This is a genomic window from Chitinophaga chungangae (assembly GCF_017742215.1).
GTDB classification, from domain to species: domain Bacteria; phylum Bacteroidota; class Bacteroidia; order Chitinophagales; family Chitinophagaceae; genus Chitinophaga; species Chitinophaga chungangae.
Genome location: NZ_JAGHKP010000003.1, coordinates 486,445 through 508,745, shown reverse-complemented (window position 1 = coordinate 508,745; position 22,301 = coordinate 486,445). Strand labels below are relative to the sequence as shown.

General features: G+C 54.1%; 21 protein-coding genes. 10 read left to right on the top strand and 11 right to left on the bottom strand.

Annotation, left to right across the window (positions count from 1 at the left end; translation table 11 throughout):
• Positions 1 to 18: 18 nt before the first annotated feature.
• The 7 genes from J7I43_RS16430 to J7I43_RS16400 all read right to left on the bottom strand — a co-directional run bounded on the left by J7I43_RS16430 (position 19) and on the right by J7I43_RS16400 (position 8,915).
• Positions 19 to 1,407 (bottom strand): DUF5458 family protein, encoded by a 1,389-nt coding sequence (locus J7I43_RS16430; RefSeq protein WP_209146939.1) that lies wholly within the window; start codon positions 1,405 to 1,407, stop codon positions 19 to 21.
• 95 nt (positions 1,408 to 1,502) lie between these two features.
• On the bottom strand, positions 1,503 to 1,949 hold the full coding sequence (locus tag J7I43_RS16425; protein ID WP_209146938.1) for a type VI secretion system contractile sheath small subunit: 447 nt from the start codon (positions 1,947 to 1,949) through the stop codon (positions 1,503 to 1,505).
• 97 nt (positions 1,950 to 2,046) lie between these two features.
• Complete coding sequence (locus tag J7I43_RS16420; protein WP_209146937.1) at positions 2,047 to 4,476, bottom strand: ATP-dependent Clp protease ATP-binding subunit; 2,430 nt, start codon at positions 4,474 to 4,476, stop codon at positions 2,047 to 2,049.
• On the bottom strand, positions 4,473 to 6,887 hold the full coding sequence (tssR, locus tag J7I43_RS16415; RefSeq protein ID WP_209146936.1) for a type VI secretion system protein TssR domain-containing protein: 2,415 nt from the start codon (positions 6,885 to 6,887) through the stop codon (positions 4,473 to 4,475). Before tssR ends, J7I43_RS16420 begins: the two co-directional genes overlap by 4 nt.
• Before the next feature lie 31 nt (positions 6,888 to 6,918).
• On the bottom strand, positions 6,919 to 7,839 hold the full coding sequence (locus tag J7I43_RS16410; protein ID WP_209146935.1) for a PKD domain-containing protein: 921 nt from the start codon (positions 7,837 to 7,839) through the stop codon (positions 6,919 to 6,921).
• Between the two features lie 13 nt (positions 7,840 to 7,852).
• A complete protein-coding gene (gene tssO / locus J7I43_RS16405; RefSeq protein ID WP_209146934.1) occupies positions 7,853 to 8,353 on the bottom strand; it encodes a type VI secretion system TssO in 501 nt (166 codons plus the stop codon).
• Between the two features lie 49 nt (positions 8,354 to 8,402).
• The gene (locus J7I43_RS16400) at positions 8,403 to 8,915 is read right to left on the bottom strand and encodes a hypothetical protein (RefSeq protein ID WP_209146933.1); all 513 of its coding nucleotides are present in this window, start codon (positions 8,913 to 8,915) and stop codon (positions 8,403 to 8,405) included.
• 257 nt (positions 8,916 to 9,172) lie between these two features.
• Between J7I43_RS16400 and J7I43_RS16395 the strand changes: the two genes are divergently transcribed.
• The 5 genes from J7I43_RS16395 to J7I43_RS16375 all read left to right on the top strand — a co-directional run bounded on the left by J7I43_RS16395 (position 9,173) and on the right by J7I43_RS16375 (position 14,553).
• A complete protein-coding gene (locus J7I43_RS16395) occupies positions 9,173 to 9,610 on the top strand; it encodes a GPW/gp25 family protein (RefSeq protein WP_209146932.1) in 438 nt (145 codons plus the stop codon).
• A 3-nt stretch (positions 9,611 to 9,613) separates the two neighbouring features.
• Entirely contained in the window at positions 9,614 to 11,455 is a 1,842-nt protein-coding gene (locus J7I43_RS16390) for a type VI secretion system baseplate subunit TssF (RefSeq protein ID WP_209146931.1), read from the top strand.
• Positions 11,456 to 11,481: 26 nt separating this feature from the next.
• On the top strand, positions 11,482 to 12,372 hold the full coding sequence (locus J7I43_RS16385) for a TssN family type VI secretion system protein (RefSeq protein WP_209146930.1): 891 nt from the start codon (positions 11,482 to 11,484) through the stop codon (positions 12,370 to 12,372).
• A gap of 25 nt (positions 12,373 to 12,397) precedes the next feature.
• Positions 12,398 to 13,552, top strand: coding sequence for a hypothetical protein (locus tag J7I43_RS16380; RefSeq protein ID WP_209146929.1), 1,155 nt, complete (start codon positions 12,398 to 12,400; stop codon positions 13,550 to 13,552).
• A 68-nt stretch (positions 13,553 to 13,620) separates the two neighbouring features.
• On the top strand, positions 13,621 to 14,553 hold the full coding sequence (locus J7I43_RS16375; RefSeq protein WP_209146928.1) for a type VI secretion system baseplate subunit TssG: 933 nt from the start codon (positions 13,621 to 13,623) through the stop codon (positions 14,551 to 14,553).
• A 77-nt stretch (positions 14,554 to 14,630) separates the two neighbouring features.
• On the opposite strand, the gene J7I43_RS16370 is transcribed toward J7I43_RS16375, so the two are convergent.
• Genes J7I43_RS16370 through J7I43_RS16360 form a run of 3 tightly spaced genes read right to left on the bottom strand, consistent with a single transcriptional unit; the run spans position 14,631 to position 15,879 of the window.
• The gene (locus tag J7I43_RS16370) at positions 14,631 to 15,038 is read right to left on the bottom strand and encodes a VOC family protein (protein ID WP_209146927.1); all 408 of its coding nucleotides are present in this window, start codon (positions 15,036 to 15,038) and stop codon (positions 14,631 to 14,633) included.
• Positions 15,039 to 15,059: 21 nt separating this feature from the next.
• On the bottom strand, positions 15,060 to 15,551 hold the full coding sequence (locus tag J7I43_RS16365) for an SRPBCC family protein (protein ID WP_209146926.1): 492 nt from the start codon (positions 15,549 to 15,551) through the stop codon (positions 15,060 to 15,062).
• Positions 15,552 to 15,555: 4 nt separating this feature from the next.
• Positions 15,556 to 15,879 carry an ArsR/SmtB family transcription factor gene (locus J7I43_RS16360; RefSeq protein ID WP_209146925.1) on the bottom strand — a complete coding sequence of 108 codons (324 nt, stop codon included), beginning with the start codon at positions 15,877 to 15,879 and terminating at the stop codon, positions 15,556 to 15,558.
• A gap of 148 nt (positions 15,880 to 16,027) precedes the next feature.
• Between J7I43_RS16360 and J7I43_RS16355 the strand changes: the two genes are divergently transcribed.
• The gene (locus tag J7I43_RS16355) at positions 16,028 to 17,041 is read left to right on the top strand and encodes a phosphotriesterase family protein (RefSeq protein WP_209146924.1); all 1,014 of its coding nucleotides are present in this window, start codon (positions 16,028 to 16,030) and stop codon (positions 17,039 to 17,041) included.
• On the opposite strand, the gene J7I43_RS16350 is transcribed toward J7I43_RS16355, so the two are convergent.
• Positions 17,042 to 17,899, bottom strand: a complete 858-nt coding sequence (locus tag J7I43_RS16350) for an aspartyl protease family protein (RefSeq protein ID WP_209146923.1) — start codon at positions 17,897 to 17,899, stop codon at positions 17,042 to 17,044. It lies immediately after the preceding gene.
• A 107-nt stretch (positions 17,900 to 18,006) separates the two neighbouring features.
• On the opposite strand from J7I43_RS16350, the gene J7I43_RS16345 reads away from it, so the two are divergent.
• The 4 genes from J7I43_RS16345 (at position 18,007) to J7I43_RS16330 (ending at position 22,283) form a co-directional block, all read left to right on the top strand.
• Positions 18,007 to 19,518: a choice-of-anchor I family protein gene (locus J7I43_RS16345; protein ID WP_209146922.1), complete on the top strand. Its 1,512-nt coding sequence runs from the start codon at positions 18,007 to 18,009 to the stop codon at positions 19,516 to 19,518.
• A 92-nt stretch (positions 19,519 to 19,610) separates the two neighbouring features.
• The gene (locus J7I43_RS16340; protein WP_209146921.1) at positions 19,611 to 20,354 is read left to right on the top strand and encodes a DUF2625 domain-containing protein; all 744 of its coding nucleotides are present in this window, start codon (positions 19,611 to 19,613) and stop codon (positions 20,352 to 20,354) included.
• 92 nt (positions 20,355 to 20,446) lie between these two features.
• Positions 20,447 to 20,959, top strand: a complete 513-nt coding sequence (locus tag J7I43_RS16335; RefSeq protein ID WP_209146920.1) for a DinB family protein — start codon at positions 20,447 to 20,449, stop codon at positions 20,957 to 20,959.
• Positions 20,960 to 21,362: 403 nt separating this feature from the next.
• Entirely contained in the window at positions 21,363 to 22,283 is a 921-nt protein-coding gene (locus J7I43_RS16330) for a hypothetical protein (protein WP_209146919.1), read from the top strand.
• The last annotated feature ends 18 nt before the right edge of the window (positions 22,284 to 22,301 follow it).

The window sequence follows — 22,301 nt, the reverse complement described above, 5'->3', positions numbered from 1 at the left end:
CGTTCATATCAAAACGGGCTAGGCCTGCGCCGCATACTCCGTATTCCAGGTGGTATGCTCGTCTTCCCCCTTATGCCCGTCCAGCTTCACCACGAAACTCTTCGCCGGGAAATAAGGCGTGATATGTATGTCAAGGTGGATGCGGTCTTTCTGCACCTCGTCCCGTTCAAAACGCATGATCTTAAAACGCTCGATCAGTCGTTCCGGCCCCTGTATGCTGTCCAGGAAACGCACGATCTGCTGGCGGAGATCGCTTTCGGTCTTCGTATTCCAGTTCTCGAACGCCCTCCTGTTCAAAAAATCGAACAATACTTTGGTGATATAGTCGAACACCCGCACCACGGAGTACGTTTGCAGCCCGATGTTATCGCCGTTGAAAAGCGTTTTGGCCGAAAATGCCATCACCTTCCCGTATTCATTCACCATCGGCACCAGCCCCAGCCTTTCCAGCTGCGAGATCTCGCTTTTCTTCAGGTCGAACCGCACGCCGTCCGCCTCGTTCATGCCGCCGTGTTTTTTGCCAGCCGTTACCTGGCTCATCAGCGTATAATACATTTTGCCCGCCAGCGCGGCAGATCCAGGCACATGCAGATCGTCTTCCTCTCCCGCTTCCTCCACCTTGCCACGGCCTACCAGCCAGTTGCAGGTCATGATCACGTTGGAGCGGAAAACGTCGCCGCCGGTAAGATTGGCCGCCGTGAACAGGTCGATCACATCGTCCGGCTGGTCGAGGTTTACGAAATCCGTTACCAGCATGGCTTTGTTGGCATGCGCGATTTTCGCCCAGCGTTCCAGCACCTTGTTGGAACCCAGGTAACCGGGCACCACCAGCAACGAATAGTTATCCCGCAGGTCGAGCCGGTCGTAGTTCTGTTTCAGCTCGGCCGCCACATGTTCGATAAAACGCGGGTTGTCCAGATCGGCCAGCTGGTCCATCGAAGCATTGAGGATCGCTACGTTCGCCAGTTTATCGCTTTCCGTGTTCTTGAAAAAAAGATGCACGGTACGGTAAGCCTGTTCGAGGTTGCGTGTGGCTTCCAGCGCATGACCGATGTTCTTTTTCAGCAACGCGTCCGTTTCGTCCGCCTTCTGCTGGCATTCCTCTTTCAGTTCGCTGAGCGTGCCCTGCCGTTGCAGCAATTCCTGCCAGATCTGTATTTTCTTCAGCAGTTCTTTGCGTTCCGCCGTTTTGTCCTGGTCGGTCAGGAATATTTTTTTCCTCGCCTTTCTTTCGGGGTTAAGATTTTGCAGGCCGTCGAGAATGGCTTCGAGAAAATCGAACCCTCCTGCTTTCACGAGCTTCTGCAAACTTTCGTCGAGCGAGAGCGCGGTTTCCGTGGGAATGGCGTGTTGCAGGCCGGGCTGATCCTGCCGGGCTTCCTGCGTTCTTTCGTTGGGTACTGACATGAAGTACGGTTTTAACTGTCCAGCAGCGGAACAGCGGTATTAATTAAAGTATATGGTCCTTTCGTAAAAAGGTCAAAAAACAATCGTCGTGCGTATCAGGTATGCTGCTGCAATTCTTTAGCAAGGTTCTCCAAAGCGGCTGCGAATGCCTGGCGGGTGTCAGGGTTTTCGAGCGTCGCTTTTAATGTTTTGTTCGTTTTCAGCTGGCGTATGATGTTCAGGTACATATCGCTTTCCACTTTCAGATTGCTGAGCGTGCCGCTTTGCTGCACCATGTTCTTTATGGAAAAATCGCCGAGATGATCAAACCGGAGCGTCTCGTCTTTCGACGAACCGTCGATATTCTCGAAACTAACGCCCACACTGGGTTTAAAATGACGGAACACTTCTTCTTCCGTTTTGAGCCCTTCCACGATCTCGGGCTTCACCGGGTCGGTGTCGGTTAACTGCTGAATAAATAAAGTCTTGTTGGGCGATATGTCTACGAATGCTTCTGATGCATCCACTTTACGTTCGTTTCCGCCGATTTCATAATTGAACATATCTGAACTTTTTTGAGATAATAGATTAACAAATTAATTCGGGTCTGTATAAAAATAAGTCTTTTGATTCAAAACAATTCAAAACGACATTAATTTTTTACGATGATTCTATCTTCCATTCCAGTTCTTCGCTTCCGTTTGCCAGGCCGACTTTTATCTTCTGCCCCGCTCCGAGCTCCCCCGCAATAATGTGCCGCGAGATAGGCCTGCGCAGTTTGTTCCTGATCACCCCGGAGATCTGCCGCGCGCCATACCTGGGCGTGAAACTGCTTAGTGCCAGGGCCTTTCCGGCCTCCTCGCTGATCTCCAGCGCGATCTGCTGACGCCCCAATGCGTCCAGCAAACTCTTGAGCTGTATATGAAATATTTTCACCACGTTCTCTTCCGTGATCGGACTGAAAGGCACGATCTCCGACAGCCGCGCTAAAAATTCCGGCCTGAAATGTTTTGTCATCAGCTCCATCAACTGCGCACCAGTGGGGATCTTATTGTTGTTAAACTGCTCCGTGACCCATTCGCTGCCGATGTTCGAAGTGAACAAAATAAGCGCGTTGCTGAAATCGCCTTCCTTCCCAAGCCGGTCGTGGATAATGCCTTCGTCCATGATCTGGAGAAAAATGTCGAACACGGAAGGATGCGCTTTTTCAATTTCATCAAACAACAGTACCGCATACGGCTGTTGTCTTATCTTGTTCACGAGCAGGCCGCCTTCCTCGTACCCTACGTAACCGGGCGGCGCACCGTACAGCAATGCCGCGGAATGTTCTTCCTTGAACTCGCTCATGTCAAAACGGATCATCGCCTTTTCGTCGTTGAACAAAAATTCCGCGATAGACTTCGCCAGCTCCGTTTTGCCGGTACCGGTAGGCCCGAGCAGGAAAAACGAGCCGATCGGCTGGTTTTTCTTCCCCAATCCGCTGCGCGATTCAAGAATAGCGGCAGACAAGGCTTTCAGCGCATGGTCCTGCCCCACTACGCGTTGTTTCAAATGCCCTTCCATGTTCATCAGTTTCTCTTTCTCTCCCGCCTGTATCTTCCCGATGGGGATGCCCGTTTTAAACGCCACCACCGCCGCCACGTCCTGCGGGCCGGTGCTTTCGGCCTGCGTTGCGGCCAGCCCTGAAAGCGTTTGCAACATTTTTTCCAGGTATGGTCTGTCTGCGCCGCCTTCAGGCGGAACGCTGTCCAGCTTCCCCAGCAGCACCGGGCTTATCCGCCGGTTGATGTCCGTATATACTTTCGCGGTGTCCGTTTCTTCCTGTAAAAACAACCGTAGCTGTTCAAGTTCTTTCGAAGAAGTTTCATTCATCATCCTGATGGCTGCCATCGTTCTGTCCAGCAGGTCGAACGCGGCGTCCGGCAACCGGCGGTCTTTCATGTATCGCCTGGCGAGCCGCACGCATTCCTGCACTGTGCCTTCTTCCACCTTCAACCGGTGATGCTGTTCGTAAAGCGGCAGCTGGCATTCCAGCATGCGGATAGCGGTATTGTCGTCCGGCTCGGCCACCTGCACGATCTCAAACCTGCGGCTGAAGGCTTTTTCAGGCTCTATCAGTTTTCTGAACTCTTCGATGGTGGTGGCGCCGATCACGGTGATGTCCCCACGCGCCAGCTCCGGTTTCAGCAGGTTGCCTGCCCCGCTGCCGATCGAGCCTTTTGGGTCGAGCAAGCTATGGATCTCGTCGATAAAAAGGATCACTTTACCGGAACGTTTGATCTCCGCGATGATGCCTTTTAACCGGTCTTCAATTTCGCCCTTGTACGCGGCGCCGGCGATCAGGCTGCCCGTATCCAGTTCCATAATGGCCGCGTCTTTTAACGCTTCCGGCACGTTGCCCGACACGACCTGTTGCGCCAAACCGTCTACCAGCGCGGTCTTTCCCACACCCGCATCGCCGGTGATAATCACGTTGGGTTTGGTGCGCCGGCAAAGTATTTCCATTACCATCCGCAGTTCCGTATCTCGACCGATGATCGGGTCGCGATGGCCGCCGCGGGCTTCTTTCGTTCTGTCGATACAATATTTCGCGAGCGAGCCCGCTATCGTTGTTTCTTCTTCCGCAACCTGCACGCCGTTCGTGACCGGCGCGCTGTCGTCCAGATACTGGCTGATCAGCTCACGTTCTTTCAACGGGTAGGATTTCATCTGCTCTGCAGGAAAACCCGTATTGGGCTTGCTGATCGCCGCCAGCACGCATATGGGCGTGATCAGGTCGAGGCCCATGCGCAGGCGTACGTCGTCCGCTTCTTCCAGCACGTCCGAGATCTCCGGCGTGCCTTTTACATCGGAAGATAATGTCTGCACGTTCGGGTATTCGTCCATGCGCACTTCCGCCCATTCCTGCAGGTAACCCGCATCTTTGTTGATCGCCTGCAAAAAGGGCCGCAGGCCCGTTTCGCGGTGCAGCAGGCCGGCCAGCAGGTGCGGCGGGCCGTAGCTCGCGTGTTTCCTTTCTTTCGCCAGGCCCTGCGCCACATGCACGGCGTGTTTGACGGATTCGCTGAGGTTCAGAAAATTCATGGTCATTCATTGTCTTTTGCGGCGGCCACGGAAACGGGTTCCCTGCTGCCATATTTCCAGTCTTCCTGCACCACGTAGAAGTACGGCCGGCCGTTCGAAATAAAATAATCACCGGTTTGCAGCTGCACTTTCAATACCTGGTTGCATTTGCGGAGATAGGTCACCAACTGTTCGAACTGTTCGCCGCTCATGCCGTTTTTGATGCTTCTCACGTTGAAAGCGCCCAGCTCTCCCGCGTCTACGGGCATGCCTGTGGCCTTTTCGATGTAAGCGGGCAGTTTCATGTTTTTGACGAGTGAACGGGTGCTGTTGCCTTTCCACTGACTGGCGCCATAGTTCACGTAAGTTCTGTAGAGCATCTTGCGAAACGCCTTGCTGTCCTGCTGCAGGTTGTCGCCCGAAAGGCGCGACAGCAGGTCGGTGAGCTGGATCATTTCGTCCTGGCTCAGCAGGATGGCGAACTGCACCGGCGCGTTTTTCGTTACGATGCCTTCTTTGGCGTTCACATCGAAATAATATTTAAAAGCGTTGTGCGGCAGCTGTTCCCCAAAATCGCGCGGCAGCGTTACGCCGGCCTGGTTGATGCTGTTCATCACCGGCTCGGGGATCTTTTCGCGGAGGCGGCCGGAGGTCATGAACACGCTGTCCAGCGAGGTGATGATCTGTTTGTTGTCCGTATACACTTCGCCGAGAAAACGGTCGAGCGCGATCATCATTTCGCGGTTCGTTTTTACTTCGCCGCGCGCCGGGAACACGATGGCGCCGGGTATCAGGCTGCCGTCGGGATAATTGAGATAATACGATACGGAATCGGTGTATGAAGTATTGAATTGCTGCGTCACCGCCAGCCCTTCGCCTTTCACCATGCGCAGTTTTTTATTCTCCGCCTGTTGCTGCGCCGCTCTTTCCAGCAATTGCCGCGATTCGAGCACGAAATTATTGAACGAGGGATCGAACTTGTTGTAGACCTGGAAAATGAGCATGCGCGCATCCGTTTCGGTAAGCCCGCGCACCAGCAGGTCTTCCGTGGCATTGCCTTTCAGGTTGCCGGTACTGCCCGCCACGATGATGATGTTTGTCTGCATCGGGTATTTCTTCAATACATTCACTGCCTGTTGAAGGCCATCGTAATAAGGCTGGTTGGTAACGGCGCCGCTGCATTGCTGGGTGATAGCGGCCTGCTGGTTGATGAAATCCACGATGCGGCTGTAATTGCCGGTAGGCTCGAAGGTATTGGTCGCCTTGCTTTGATAACAGCCTTCGTTGCCGCGATAGACCACGGCGCCAAAGCGGTATTCGTAGTTGGAAAAGGCCTTTTTCCCGAAGATGTCCGCAAAGTTCTGGATGGTATTGGTAATGCCGGGAAGATAATTTTTCATGCTGCTGCCGCCGTCTACCACGAACATCACGTTCACCCGGTTGCCGAAGCGGCGGAGCCGCAGGTAATTGTTATAATCGATGCGCGTGCCTTTGATATTGATCACCGTATTGCCTGACTTGTCGAACACATTGCCGGCGATGGAAGAAGGAAAAGCATGCGTGGCAACGCCGAGCCCTTTGTGCTGCATCACGGGAATGGAGCGGAATACGGGGTTGCCCTGCGGCAGCAGCGGATCGTATTCGAATTTCCCACCGCCGGGCCTCGCGGGCGTGAGCCTGCTGCTGAAATATTTTGCGGCGGCGGAATCTTCTTCGTAATTGGACACTCTTTCATTTCCCACGTACAACCTGCTGCCCCAGAGATGCACCACATCTGAAGACACCCAGCCCGAAACGGCCGCCGCAGCGCTATCTGCCGTCAGCTGGCTGGCATGGCCCACCAGCGCCTTGCGCCCGTCTTCCGAAAATTTGTAGACATACACCAGGTCGTGCAGTTTCAGTTTTTCTTCCGCTTTGGTTTGCAACCCGGGAGAATTGAACACGATCACGGAATCGTGTGCGAAATAAAATTCCGGCCGGGCGATCGGGTCGCCGCTGCTGATAATGGTAACGGCTTTGATGGGAAAACCGGTGCGTTCGTCCGTGAGCGCTTTTTGCCACATCAATACTTTATTCCTTGGCAGCCAGCCATAACTCACGGCTTTGCGTTTGTCTTTCAGCCGGGTGCCTTTCAGCACGGAGGGATCGTATTTCACGAGGCGCAGGTACCCATCTTTTTCATCGCTTACAAAAAAGGGCTGCATAAAACCGAGCTTTTTGAACACCAGCGAGCCGCCGGGCGTGGTGGTGGTGTAATTGTCCGCCCGGTCCGAAAATACGATCCATGCGGTGGCGGCGGGTTTGCCGGCGGGGTCTTTTGTTTCGGGGGTCGGGTAGCGGAAATTGCCCGGCATCCGCGCGATCCGTTTGCCGGCGTAGAACTGGGCCTTTGCCTGAAGGCAGCATACAGTGGTCAATAAAACCAAAAATCCTCTCATTGCTTACTGGCAGTTTAAATAGTCGAAAATATCATTGCCGGCGATGCTGCTTTACCTGCACCAGGCTTACGCACCGCGAGGGTGCGAGGGTGAGGCTCACTTCATCTATCACCACGTTTTTGCTGAACGTGAGGCCGATGCAATAGGAATAAAAATCCGTGTTCTTTTTGCCGGTCTCGTCTTCCGCCTGCGCAGTGGTCTTTTCGCCGTTGCAGAGGTATTTGCGGACGAGATAATAATAATGCGTATTGAAGTTGGCGCCGTTGGCGATAGCCTGGAGCCTTGTTTTAAAATCGTCCATCAACGCCTGCCCGCCCGCGTTCGGGTCTACCAGCCCGATGTCCGTCACCGGCTCCGTGATGTTCAGCACCGTGTACACGGGCACCGGGCTTTTGTCCGTCTGCAGCGCCACCGTGTACCTTCCCGGCGAACGGTAGGTGTAATAAGCGTTCCGGCCTTTCGCGTCTACGCGGCCGGTTTCGCCGAAAGACCATTCGAAGATATTCGCATCGCCTTCCGCTTCCAGCCGCAATTGCATGCCGGTAACGCCCGCGGTGGGGCCGGAAATGCGGATACTGTCCGTGAGCGCGAGCGGCACCGTGTCTTTCACCACCACGGCAAACTGCTGTTGCAGCGACTGGTCTACCGTAAGCCTCACCAGGTAAGTGCCGGCTTCTTTGAAGCGGTAATACCCGCTTTGTTCCTTCGACCGGCTGCCGTCCCCGAATTCCCATTTCCATTCTTCGGAACCGGGCGTATTGTCTGTATACACGAGGTTTTCGTTCAGGAATATTTCGTTGCGCAGCAGGCGGGCGTTGATCTCCCGGTTGCCCATCAGCAGCTTGACGAGCAGGAAAACCACCGCCAGCGCCAGCACGGCGAGGATGATGTAGAGGTATATGCGGTTCCGGTTGTCTGTCCGTACGGCCTTATGCTGTGTAGTTCCTTCCATTGATCTTTATCCGTTAGGGTTGTTGGCGGTTTCTGCTGATGAAGGCTTCCTGGAGGCCGCGCTGCGAGAGTTTGCAATTCTCCAGGTCCTGCTCGAGCTTTTGAATGTTGCGGTAATTGCCGCGCAGTTCTTTTTTATCGTAAAAGAGAATTTCCAGCAGCTGCGCTTCCTGGCTGAAGGTCTTGTATTTCAGGTCGTGCGCTTTGCGCTGGTACGCTGCTTTGATGCCCGCGATGGCGTTGAGGATGTCCGATTCAAGGAACAGCGCCGTTACTGTGGGATCGAAATCCATGATCCTTTTGTAAGTAGAATCGACCATGGGCTGCACTTCCGCCACGGCTTTGGAGAATTGTTCCTCTTCCAGCATACGCTGCGATAATTTTTGCTTCATATTTCCCGCGGCGTGATTGCCGGCGCCAAAAAGCAGCCAGGCCAGCAGGCCGGTGGTAACGAGGGTGAGGATGAACAGGAAAATGAACTGTTCCTGCCTTTCTTTGATGCTCAGATGCGCCATTTAAACGTATGCTTGGGTTTGGGATGATAAAAAACAAACTGCCTGACCGTTAATACCGGTTCAGTTTTTTGATGGCATTTTTGGTGGCGAGCCCGCATGCATCCAATTGCTGGCGAAGGCTTTCGGTGCTGAAGCGGGTTTGCGAAAGGGAATCTTTCAGGCTGGCGAGCGCCACCACCTGCCGCGTCATTTTCCCGTACAATTCATGGCCCGGTGCGGGCTGGCCGCGTTCGGCCTCCAGCATGCCGCGCACACGGTTGTTTTCCACCTGCACGCCGTTGATCAGCAGCGCCTGGTTGCTGAGCTCGCGCGCATCCGCATTCACGTACTGGCTTAGTGCGCGCAGCTTGTGCAGCACCTGGTCGAAACGCGCGGTAAGCTCTTCGCGCTGGTATGCCTGCTGGTCGTAACGGTGCGCCTGCGCGGAAAGCAGCTTCAGCTCCTGGCGGGAAGTCATAAAAAATCCGGCCGCGCACAGCACGACGAAAAGCACGAGCACAACGAAATGAATGATGAAGTTGAAATATCCCTTATTCAGTTCATGCTGATTGACAGGCTTCATAAATCATGGTTTCAGGCTTTCGGATACGGCCAAATGTTTGGGTAACCGGGTTATACAATTCAAGAACAACGGGCGCTGGGTTCCAGTATGGTTTCTTCTATATGGTCTCTATGTTGCGCGTCACCAGGCTTTTCATATTAAGGTTAACTAATATGCAAATCATCTCCCGTGGTTCCGAAGATACAAACAAAAATTATGCTGAAAAATGAATTTATCGCGAATTTATTTAGATTTGAATGAAGTAACCTGTTAACCACATGAATGCCATATTTTATAAAAAACCGTTCGACTTCAAAAGGCTGTATGCCCACCAGCCCCTTGAAACCTGCGATGCGGGCGTTTCTATCAGCCAGCATATTGAACTGATCATTTTCTCGCGCTTCGGCGAGCACCGCTTCGATCCTGATTTCGGTTGCGAGATCTGGGAGCTTGATTTTGAACTGATCGTCAACGAAGCGATGTGGGAAGATAAAATGGCGCAGGGCATCAAACGCAGCGTGCGCACGCAGGAAACGAGACTGACTGGCGTAGAGGCATTCCTGAAAGTGGAAGACGTTGAAAAGGTGTTCCCGCTGCGGCGCATCACGGAGATCAAAAAAAAGGCGGAAGTGACCGTTACCGGGAAGCTGGCCGCCACGGGAGAAAATTACGTATTCACTACGGCACTTTTTTTGAGCCCGCTGTCATCTGAATAAATTATGCAGTTTCCTTTACATTATACATCGCGGGAAGACATCCGCGCCCGCATGCTGCAAAGCGCGGCGGATTTCTGGGGCATCCGCTCCGCCGCCGAGCTGGACCCGATGGTGCGCCTCCTGGTCGAAGCGCTCAGCGCGGAACTGTACAGTCTCGGCAACGACCTGCGCAACACCGAGAAGCGCCTGCTGGGCAAGCTGGCCTCGCTGCTCACGCCGGACCTGCTCACCGCGCCCCTGCCCGCGCATGCGCTCATGCAGGCCGTTCCGCTCGACGCTTCCGAAACGTTGCCCGATCATACACATTTTATATATGGCCCGCGCAAACCGGGCGATACCGGCGCCGCGCAGGACGTGTTCTTTACGCCCGCCGTGCCCGCACGCATACACGACGCACAGGTGCAATACCTTGCTACCGGCAACCGGCTGTACCACTACGACCTCAAAAAGGGGAAAAATTTGCAGGCCGCCGCGCAGGGATTTCTCCCGGGGCGCAGCGTATGGCTCGGGATACGCGCCGGCAGCGGGATAACGGGGGAAGAAAAATTTCCGTTGTATTTCAACTGGCCGCATTTTTCTTTCGATCACGAATATTATAAACTGCTGGCGCTCAGCGAATGCGCAGTGAACGGGCAAATATTGCCCGCGGAAAACGGCTTCCCTTTCGATGCGGACGCGCTTTCTTCCGCGCGCGGGCTGCTCGGCAAAACCATCGCGTTCGATACCATGCCCGTCATTATCCGCGACGTGATGGAATATTACCGCGATCATTTCCTGACCGTCTCCCTCCACCTGCAGGAACAAGCACAGCAATTCTACCCTGCGGAGTTTGAGGGCGTCTTCGCGGAAAACGACCTGAACCGCCTGCAGGAGCCGCTGCTCTGGCTGCGGCTTACCATGCCCGCGGCATTGCAGCAGCCACTGCTCGATAATATGGACGTGCAGCTGAACACCTTTCCCGTGCTCAACCGCCGCCTGCACAAGATCAAACACCGCTTCAGGGGCATCGGCAGCATCATACCCGTGAAACCGGAGCTGAACGAATCTTTTTTCAGCGTGCACCAGCTGACCGACAGCAAAGGCAGGCAATACCATCCCGTGTCGTACAACGACGGCGCGGCGCAGGAAGAAGATTCATATTCCGTGCGGCTGGGCGGCGCCGAACGGTTCGACAGCCGCAACGCGCGCGAAATGATCGATTACCTGTTCGAGCTGCTGCGCGACGAAAGCGCGGCGTTTTCCGCATACGGCTACGACTTCCTCACCGACGTGCTCCGGAACCTGCGGCAGAACATTGCGCTGGTGGAGCAGAAAGCGCGGCACAGTCTTAGCGACATGACCGAATCCACCCGTTATGTGATCGTAAAACCGCAGCAGGCCGTGGAAGTGATGTACCTCGAATACTGGACCACGCAAAGCGAAGCCGCGCACCAGCTTCGCGGCGGATTGGCACTGACGCAGTTCGAAGGCGCGGGCACGCGGGCGGATTCGCTGCAGCTGGTGAGCAAACCGGCGGGCGGGCGCAGGGCGGCAGACCAGGGAGACCTGTTGCAGGCGTACAAATATGCGCTTACCACGCGGGACAGGATCGTGACGGAAGACGACATCCGCAATTTCTGTAAACATGAGCTGGGCCAGCGTTTGGCCGAAGTGAAAGTGAAGCGCGGCGTGATGGCGTCCGTTCATCCGAAAGAAGGCTTAAAAAAAACGACCGACGTATATATCACGCAGGCGCCCAATCACCCTTATTCACGCGAGGAATGGGAGCTCGCCGGCAAGCAGCTGCTGCACAAACTGAACACGCGCAGCGGCATACAGGCGAGCTACCGTATATTCCTTGATTGAGATAATCCGAACTGTTGACCATAATTATGGATGTAAAATCGACCTTCGTCAGTTATATTCTGTTCCCGCTGATCGCCGTGATCATGGCGGCGGTAATGATCGTGCTGAACAAAAAGAACCGCATCATGGGCAGCCGCCGGCTGGTGGTAGCCCTTTTGCTGACCGGCCTCGCACTGGGCCTGCCGGGATTTTTTGGTTTGCTCGGGCTGCAGTTTATGCCCTGGGGATATTTGCTCGCACAGATCGCATACCTGCTGCTGGGCGTTACGGCTGTTGTGATACTGAACCGGCATATGCCGGAAACGCTCGTGGAACGCAAAGGCATGCTGGTGTTGTTCGGCCTCATCGTAGGACTGCTCGGCATTTACCTGTTCCAGCTCGTGTTCAACCGCTTCAATGGCCTCGATTACGGCTGGCTGGCCGGCTCTTCGGTGCTGGCGTTTTTTGTGCCGCCGGTATTTTGGTGGGCATACATTGCCATGACGGACATCCCGTCAGAGATCTACACCGTATGGTATTATCCTGAAAAAGCGCCGCTGCTGGACATGTACGATGTTGATCTCGACAAGCTGAAAGTACTGGAAGTGGAATTGTTCAAAGGCGCGGCCGATCCTTCGCCGCTGAAAGTAAAAGTAAAAGCCCCGCCGGAAATGAATTTCGGCGAGTGGTTCAAAAAATTCATCGACGACTACAATGTCAAATTCCCCCGCAACGGCATTCATTTCCGTTCGGAGGAAGGCGAGGCATACGGCTGGATATTTTACCTGAAGCCGTCTTTCTTCAGGAGGAAACAGTTTATAGACCCGGCGCTCAGCGTGGGTAAGAACCAGGTCAGGGAAAAGTATACCATTTTCGCCCGGAGAGTTACCCGCCTGCAGCACGAAGCCGCGGGGGAAGACAGGGTGGTGATACTCTGAGGCATTACACAGAAACGGAATTCTTATGTTATATCCTGTCAAACACCATGCTGTGAACTGGGTGGATGGAATGAAAATTTCCCGCCGCCAGTTCAACGATACGGAAAATCATTTTACGGATACGCTGCGCGATACCGCGTCCGTTTTCCTGCGCAGTTACGATTTCGGTTTGCTGCCGCCTTACCGCGGCCAGCGCCTTTCCTGCGATTTCGAGATCACCGAGCGGATGGCGGGCCAGGTGGAAGTGCGGCTGCGGCATTGCAACGCCATTACGTCCGGCGGTGTGCGGTTCCATTTTATGCCGCAGGAATATGATCATCAGCTGGTGAAACAGTTCAGTTTCCAGGCAGACGATGAGGCGGAAAACGTAAACATTCCCTACAGCATCGTACTGGCGATGAACCCGTACGAACGTGTGCCCGCGGGCGTGCCCGACCCGGAGGAAACGCCGCCGCGCCATCCTTATGCCGCGCATCATTACGAACTGAATATATTGCCCGCTTCGCAGGTGGAAGCCGCGGAAATGGGCCTGCATCATCTTGTGATCGGTCAACTCACCCGGCAAAACGGCCGCACAACGGTGAACGAATTGTACATCCCGCCATCGGCGGCCGTTATCAGTCACCCCGGGTTGATCCGGTATTACGAGCGTTTCAGCATCCTGCTCAACGAAATACAGCTCAGCAGCCTGCGCATCATCGAAAAAGTGGCCGCGCGAGACAACCGCACGCCGCTGGCTTCCAACATCAAAATGCTCGCGGAACGTTTGCTGGATTATATCGCGCAGATATTTTTCCCGTACCGCAACATCGTGCATCAACAGCCGCCGGTGATGCTGGTGAATTGTTTTTCCAACCTCGCGCACATCTTCCATACGTCGCTGCACTACCCGGGTGCGCGGGAAAAAGAAGAGATGCTGAAATATTTTTACGAGTGGAAAGACGTTACGCCGGGCAATTTCGAAGACCTGCTCATGCGCACGATCGATGTGGTGTACGATCATTACAACATCCGGATTTCGCTGGAGCAGGTGAACAGCTGCATGCAGGTGCTTGCCGCATTGTGGAACAAACTGGCCAGTCTTGAATTTATCGGCCAGCGGAAAGAGAACATCGTGGTGGCGGAGCAGAAACTGGTGGAACAAACGCGCGTGCGCAGCTCGTGGAGTTTGCTGGATTGACGGAGTGAGGCAGCATCCATCTGCTTGCAAGTGCTAATCATACATTTCCAGAACGATCAATTTCTGTCATGAACGACAATTCCCGATCTTTCAACCTCAACAACTTCGAGACGGACTACAAAGCCTCTGTGCTGGCGGCCGAGCTGGTGGAATCGGGCTTCAGCCCGGAAGACATTTTCATCTGGCCTTCCGGCAACAGCCGCCGCAACTTCGCCAAAGACGTGCTGAGCGTGGAATGGTTCACTCCCGAAGGCAGCGGCAAACAAATGCTCTGCATCCGCAGCAGCCGCGAGGGTTTGTACGACATGCTGCCGGAAGGGCTTTTCCATCAGCCCGTTCCTTATTCGTCCACCCGCACCACCGATGAGATCATCGGCCAGATCAGGCGGCATAAACAGGAAGAAAAAGAAGCGCGGAAATTTTTCCTGCCGCTGGAAGCCGAGATCAACCTGTTTCGCATTCTCATTGAACTGCGGGAAAACAAGATCGATAAAAAAAGTATTTATGACGACCTCATCCGCATTTTTCATTCCGCCTGGGAAATTTTCCCGTTGCTCGATCAGCAGCAGGCCAATATTTTCCTGCACATGATCCCCTACCTCAACGAAACCAAAGGCGTTATGGAAAAACTGGCCAGCATCACCGAGCTGCTGCTGCAAATGCCCGTCAGCGTAACCGTCGGCACCCCGCTTCATAACATGACCGGCACACCGCTGAACGGCAACCGCGCTGGCGATTGTACGCTGGGCGTAGACATGATCTGCGGCGATTCGTTCGCCGAAGGAGACGGGGAAGTCGTGATCGCGGCAGGCCCTGTTTCTTCGAAGCAGGCATTGCAATTATTGCCCGGCGCCCGCCTCGAAAAGATCCTGCGCTGGCTGGTGGCTTATTTTGTACCGGCCGCTTTGGACGTGCGGCTCGACATCCTTCTCAAAGAAGAGGAAAAAACGATGGTACTGGGCGGAGAAGGCGCATTGGGGTATGTGATGCACCTGGCGTAAACGAAGAATGCGCACAAACTCAAAAAGCTTTCAGCATACACTGAAGGCTTTCTGAATCGAAATAAATGTTCTTCAGCTTATTTCGGCATCTTACTCATGTCCATGTACAGCACGTTCCAACGGTGGCCGTCGGGGTCCGAGAATACGCAGCCATACATCCAGCCCTGCATCTGCGAAGGTTTGTGACTGCTGGCACCGCCCGCTTCCACAGCCTTTTTTGCCATTTCGTCCACTTCCTCTTTACTTTGCGCGTCGATGGAAAGCAACACTTCGGTTTGTTTCCTGTCTGCCACTTCCGTGTTGGTAAACCCTTTGAAAGTAGGCTCGTCGAACAGCATCACCACCACGCCTTTATCGCCGAGCAGCAGGCTGGCGGAGTTAGGCTGGTCGCCGTATTGGGGATTGAATTGAAAGCCCAGTTTGCCAAAAAATTCTTTTGACCTTTTTACGTCTTTGACTGGGAGATTGATCCAGAATTGTTTCATATAGTTTGGTTTTAGAAATGATCAGCTGTTTTTTACAAAAAATTCGTCGAGCCGCTCGAAACCTTCCCTGATGCCACGTTCCATGCCAGCGGCCACAATGCCGTCGCGGTCGGCTACGGAGCGGAATACCGAATGCATGGTGAGCTGCGTGCGGTTGCCGGGAAGCGGTTCGAACAAAGCGGTGTCCAGGCTTACATGGCCTCTTTCCGGCAGGCCTTCGAATTCGAAGGTCTGGATCATTCTTTCCGGGAAGGTCACTTCATGCACGGCGCCGTTGAACGCGTATTCGTTGCCGGCCGGATCGGTGTGGATGTAACGGTAGCTCCCGCCGGTCTTCATGTTGTAATGATCGATCGTCATTACCATATCGCGGGGGCCGAGGAACTGCGATACAATACCGGGGTCGGTAAACGCTTTAAATACGAGCTCCCTCGGGGCTTCAAACTGGCGGGTGATAAAAAGCTCCTGTTTGCCCGGCTCCGCGGTTACTTTGGTTTGATTGTTCGTTTTCATGCCTTTATTTTTTGGGTTGTTTTTGCATATCTGCCAGGACCTTGTCCAGTTTCTCGAAGCGGTGCTGCCACAATTGCCTGAAACCTTCGAGCCAGTCGCTTACTTCGTTTAGTTTTTCCGCCTGGATATAACAAAACCGTTCTCTCCCCTGCTGGTTGATCACGATCAGGCCGCATTCGGTGAGTATTTTGATATGTTTGGAAATCGCCTGCCGGCTCACATCGAAGCTGTCTGCCACGGCATTGGGCGTCAGGCTTTGCTGGGCGATCAGGTTGATGATCTGCCGGCGAGTGGGGTCGGCGATGGCCTGGAATACGTCTCTTCTCATGGTTCGGAGTTTAATTCGCAATCGTTCGGTTGCAAATATATGCAATCGTTCGGTTGCGGAGAAATATTTTTTTGAGCGGATATAAGAATTGGTTGAAAACCAGCTATTTAAATTTCAAACCCTCTTCAAAAGAAACAATATCTTTAGGATGATGACCCTTTCCCGCAGACATTTCCTCACCCTGCTGCCCGCCGCGCTGGGCACGGCCACCTGGCTGAAAGCCGCTTCCAAAGCACCTTTCATCATGACGGTGAACGGTGCGATACAACCTTCCGCGCTCGGGCCGGTGCTGCCGCATGAACATGTGATGGTGGATTTTATAGGCGCGGACAAGATTAAACCGGGAAGGTATCAGCCGGACGAAGTGTTCAACATCGTACTGCCTTATCTTCAAAAACTGAAAACGCTCGGTTGCAGCGCTATGGGAGAATGCACACCCAACTTCCTCGGCCGCGACCCGCTGCTGCTGAAGCGGCTTTCCAAAGCCTCCGGGATCACGTTCATTACAAATACCGGGCTGTACGGCGCGGCAGGACATAAATATCTCCCCGCATACGTGGAAACGTCCACCGCAGGCGAGCTCGCGGAAATGTGGATCAAAGAATACACGCATGGGATCGGCAACACGGGCGTGAAGCCGGGATTCATCAAAAGCGGCGTCGATAAAGGGCCGCTGACGCCTTTACAAAAGAAGATCGTGCAGGCGGCGGCGCTTACATGCAAAGCCACCGGTTTGCCCGTATGGATACATACCGGCGATGGCGCCGCCGCGCTGGAAGAAGCGGCTATCCTTCAATCCAATGGCTTAAGCCTGGAAAATTACGTTTGGGTGCATGCGCAAAATGAAAAGGACCGCTCCATCCACGAACGGCTGGCCAAAAAAGGCGCCTTTATTTCGCTGGATGGGCTTGGTTCCTCATCCGCCGACGACTACCTCTCAAGGTTGACATTGCTTAAACAACAAGGATTGCTGCACAGAACACTCCTCTCGCACGACGCCGGCTGGTATAACGTAGGCCAGCCCAACGGCGGGCGTTTCAGGGACTATAATTTCCTGTGGGAACAATTCATACCGATGCTGAAAAAAAACGGTTTCACGGAAACGGACATACGAATGCTGACCGTCAATAACCCGGCGGAAGCGCTCACTATCCGACAATGATCATTTCACCACTACCAGTTCCTTTCCCGGGATGTCCACGGTGATGCGCGATCCCAGCCAGTTGATCCACATGATGCCGTCGTAGATCAGCCCGTCCACGAACTGCGCACGGAATGCGGTAACCGCAATCGACGGCGATCTTTCCGCCGCGAGTTTTGCCACGTTGGCGCGGTAGGTTTTGGAAACAAAAGAAGTATTGATCTCGCTTTTTCGTTCGGTGGAATCGATCGCTTTCAGCCCGAGCTTTTGCAGGTATTTTGAATTGAAACGGTACACGTCTTTACCCGCCCCGCTGTCCAGGCACAGCTGCAGCGTCAGCGAATCGTTCACCCTGAAATACGCGAATATGTCCAGCGCTTTGCCGCGCGACTGCTCCAGTTGTAAGGGAATACGCTCGCCGGACATTCTCGCGTTGGACAAGGAACGTTCCGTTTCCAGCACCAGTTCTTTTTTGGTGAAATCGATCGTGAAAGGCTGCTGTTCGAATAGTTTCAGTGAAAGAATACCGTCGAGGCCGCCGAGATTGATGTCGAGGAAACTTACTTCGTCTTCCGACTTATGCAAAGCCCCCAGCTGGAAATCGTAGACTTTGTAAAGATCGATATCCAGCCGCTCGCCCGTAGCGCGATGCGCCGTAAAACCACCGTCTACCGGGGATTTATGCGGTATCTTCTCAAAAAACTTCTTCGTGAATACCGTAAGGCCCGCGCCGGTGTCGAGGATAAAATTCCCTTCCACCCCATCTACTTTCGCCTTGATCGTAATGTGCCCCGATTCCATCACCTGGATGGGCACCTGGCTGAAAACCGCCAGGCTGCATATGGTTAAGTTAGCCAGGATAAAAAGTCGCTTCAGCATGGTTCTGTTCGTTTCAATAAAGATAAATAACAAAATCATAACCTGCGCTTCACACAACGTTTACATCCCTTTTCTACTCTTGCGCCATCTAAAACCTATATTGACACATGCGAATGAAAAACAAGTACCTGTTGCCGCTTGCGGCCATGATCGCTTTTGCCGCCTGTTCCAAAAACGACGTTAACGACCCTGAAACCATGGAAGACCCGTCTTCCTTCGAAGAGATCGGCACCATCGACATCGGTGAGACCGGCGCAGCCGAGATCAGCGCTTACGACCCCATCACCAAACGCCTGTTCGTGGTAAAAAACGAAGAAACTTACAACGCCATTAAAGTACTCGACCTTTCCGACCCCGCTCACCCCGCAGACCTGAACAAAGACATCCTGACCAATGCCGGTGCGGTGAACAGTCTTTCCGTACACAGCGGTAAACTGGCCGCCGCCATCGAGGCAACGGACAAACAGGCCGCAGGCCGCGTGACGGTATACAACACCGAAAACCTCAGCGTGATCAAAACCATCGCTACCGGCGCTTTGCCAGACATGGTAACGTTTTCCCCCGATGGAAAATTCATTCTCACCGCCAACGAAGGCGAACCGAAAAGCGATTATTCCGTAGACCCCGCAGGTTCTGTATCCGTTATCAGCATAGACAACAATTACAGCGTGCAAAACCTGGATTTCAGCGGTTTCGCCAGCCAGCGGGCGGCGTTGCAGCAGAAAGGGCTCCGTATATTCGGTCCCAACGCAACTTTCGCGCAGGACATCGAGCCGGAATACATTGCCGTGGCGCCCGATTCCAAAACCGCCTGGGTTACCCTGCAGGAAAACAACGCCATCGCGAAGATCAACCTGGAAACCAAAACCATTACAGACATCTTCCCCCTTGGTTTCAAAGATTATAACACCGACGCCAACGCTACCGATCTTTCCGACAAAGACGGCGGCATCACCTTCAAAAAATCGCCGGTGAAAGGCATTTACATGCCGGACGCCATCGCGGTATTGCAGAACGGCACGGGCATCCCTCACCTGTTCACCGTCAACGAAGGCGACGCCCGTGAATACGATGCGATCACCGAAGCCGAAAGGGTGAAAAACCTTTCGCTGGACCCTACCGCGTTCCCCGACGCCGCCGCATTGAAAGCAGACGCTTCCCTGGGCCGCCTGAACGTTACCAAAACTCTTGGCGACGCTAATGCGGACGGCTTGTACGAATCGCTCTACTCTTTCGGCGCGCGTTCTTTCTCCGTATGGAACGGCAACACCGGCGCACAAATGTTCGACAGCAAAAATGAGCTCGACGTGAAAGTGAAAGAAGCCGGTTTTTACGACGACGGCCGCAGCGACGACAAAAGCATTGAACCGGAAGGCATCACCCTCGGCACGATGGGCAACAAAAACATCGCGTTCGTTGGCATGGAAAGAGTAGATGCAGTAGCGGTATATGATGTGACCAATCCCACCGCGCCCGTTTTCCTGAAGATCCTGAAATCCGGCGACGCGCCGGAAGGCGTGCTGTTCGTGGACGCGAAGAACAGTCCCAATAAAAAGAGCCTGCTGATCGTAAGCAGCGAAGACGATGGCGTGATCAAGATCTACGCTCCCAAAAACTAGGCGTTCCCTGGTAGTCATACAACAAAACCGGCTCCATGCATTGCGGGCCGGTTTTTCTTTTTTTGATTACTTTAGCGGCAACCTGTTACATTATGCAAAAACTGCCGTTCCTCTTCCTGTTTTTCTTCTTTTCCATCGCCGCCCATGCGCAGCAATTCCATATGCGCCCGCTGGATTCGCTGCTCGTTAAAGACGATCCCGCCTGGCCGGTCATAAAAGGCTGGATTGATTCCGCAACGAACAAAGTACAGGTATTCCCGGCAGACACGTCAAAATCCGCCAAAGCGCTTTACACCACGCAGGTGACCACCCGTTCGCCCATGGGCGCAATAATTTACAACACCGGCGGCATTTTGATAGACGGCGGCTGGATACGCGTACTCGGCTCCGGCCATGCGAAATTCAAACGTTCGCTGCCAGACTGGAACCGCGGGAAATCCTTCAGGGAAGCCGGCGAAAGGCCGCTTTTCCTGTTAGTCGCGGACGATGCCATCGGCGGGTTCTTCGCCATCAACGGCGGCAAGTTCGGTTTCAACCAGGGCAACGTGTTTTACCTCGCGCCGGACAACCTGCAGTGGGAAGACCTGGAGATCAGTTATACCGATTTCCTGCTTTTCTGCTTCAGCGGCGACGTAAAAGGTTTTTACGAAGGCCAGCGTTGGGAAGGATGGGAAAAAGACGTGGCGAAACTGGGGCCTGAAAGGTCCTACCTCTTCACTCCCGCCCTTTGGCTGCGGCAGGAAAGGGCGGAAGGCCAGCGCGCAAAAAAGGCCGTACCGGTGGGGGAATTGTATGAAATGATGACCGGGATGCGGAAGACGTTGAAGCTGGAATAAAGCGGATGAAAATTATTTTTTCAAGCCGGTTAACCTCCTGACATACTGCTGTCATAAGCCCATATTTTATTTGTACCATAAAACCTGACATCATGCAACAGACAACAGTTTCCCCCATGGTTTATTTAGTGCAGAACTATGCGGATTACAATCTCTGGGCCAACGAGCGCCTGGTAAACTGGCTGCGCACCAAGCCCGAAGAAGTGGTAGGCCGGGAAGTGCCGTCCAGCTTTCCCAGCATCCAGAAAACGCTGGTGCATATCTGGCAGACGCAGCGTTACTGGCTGTCGATACTCCGTAAAGAAGAAGCGCAAACTTACGACGAATACACCGGCACGCTGGAAGACACTTACAGCGGCATTCTTGAACAGTCGCGGGAAATGGCGGGCTTTATCCGCACCCTGAACGCCGACGCCGTGCTTGGCACCACGTTGATCGTAAGCCCCTGGTTCCAGTCAGACTTCCCGAATTTCGAATACATCATCCACGCTGTAACGCACAGCACATATCACCGCGGGCAGATCACGACCATCGGGCGCAACCTCGGGTTCACCGATGCGCCGATGACGGATTATAACTTTTATAATGTGAATGGGAAGAATTAACGGGTTCGCGGAAGGCATCGACAAATATCATATGCGGTTAAATCAGGTATAAATACGCGGCTGCGTATTTGGTAAAAGCGGGACCTTCGCATTAAGTTAATCCCGTTTGTTATGATATCCCTCAAAGCGATCAAGTTCAACCACAGCGCAGGCTCGTGCAATACCGACGCGCTGACCATCCGCAGGAACGCCACGCAAACAGTGAATGTTCCCGAATGGACCGAAGGGGTAAGCGTGAACCCTGAAGATTCTCCTGCCGCATACAGCATTGCGGACACGAACGGCAACACCGTTACCATCCAGGCAAGGTTTCAGAGCACGGACCCCGAGGTCCGCCGCATACAGGTGCGCGCTCGACGCGGTTACCGATCCTCCCGGCCGGGGCGGCTGCGCGGGCGTTATCGTGAAGCTTATCCGGCTGTTTGTGAAGGCCATTGCCGGGAACGTGCTCGGAGAAGTGCAGGAAAGATGGGTAGACCTGTCGGCGGGCGATTCCGGCTTCGTTCCTTTCTCCCTCATCAACACCAACCTCGCCAACGCGGGCGTAAGCAAACGCACCACAGAATGGCGCTGGCAATACAGGCTGAATGCCCGCGATCCTTGGCAGGAACTTCGCCATACCGCTCACCGTATTTATGTTGTCCTTCGCACGCCTACCCTTCCCTGGGTGCAAACCGCGGGCAGCACGCAATTGCCCTGGACGGAAGTGCTCGATTACGCCTGCGACTGGGGCGTTCTTTCCGGGGATATAGACCAGGCCGCTACTAAAGTAACCGAACGCGTGTACGCGCTGGGGCCGGGCACTATGCGGTATGATTGTCCCGGCGGCGGCGCTACGCATTATGCGATCGGCAGTTTCGACTGTACCAAATTCCTTGAATTGCTGCGCGGCGGGCCCGGCAACGGCGAGCTGGTGAATTGTACAGACTGCGCCACGATCCTTTCCACCTTCGCCAATATTCTCGGCTGCGATCTCTGGCAAAGCCGCATGGAATATGGCTTTCAGCTAAACCCGTTTATCGCCGTCGGTTACGGCGCGTGGTACCCCGGCTGCAGCAACTGGGGCGGCACTTCATTCTCCTACCACGAAGTAGCCTGGAAAGGCGCCTGCACGGCTTCCGAAGCGGTGTTCGACGCATGCCTGCAACTGGATGCGGACGCAGCGCCGGACAGCGCGCCGCATTCGCCGGTGCTTGCCACCAACATGGTGTTCGGCGATTGCAGCAGCCTGGGTTACCGGCTCCGGCTATCGCCCAACACGCCCGGCGGATGCGGCAATTGCAATCCCGCGCCCGCTACAAGAAAAAGAAGAGCACTCATTTAAACTTAAAACCGCATCAAC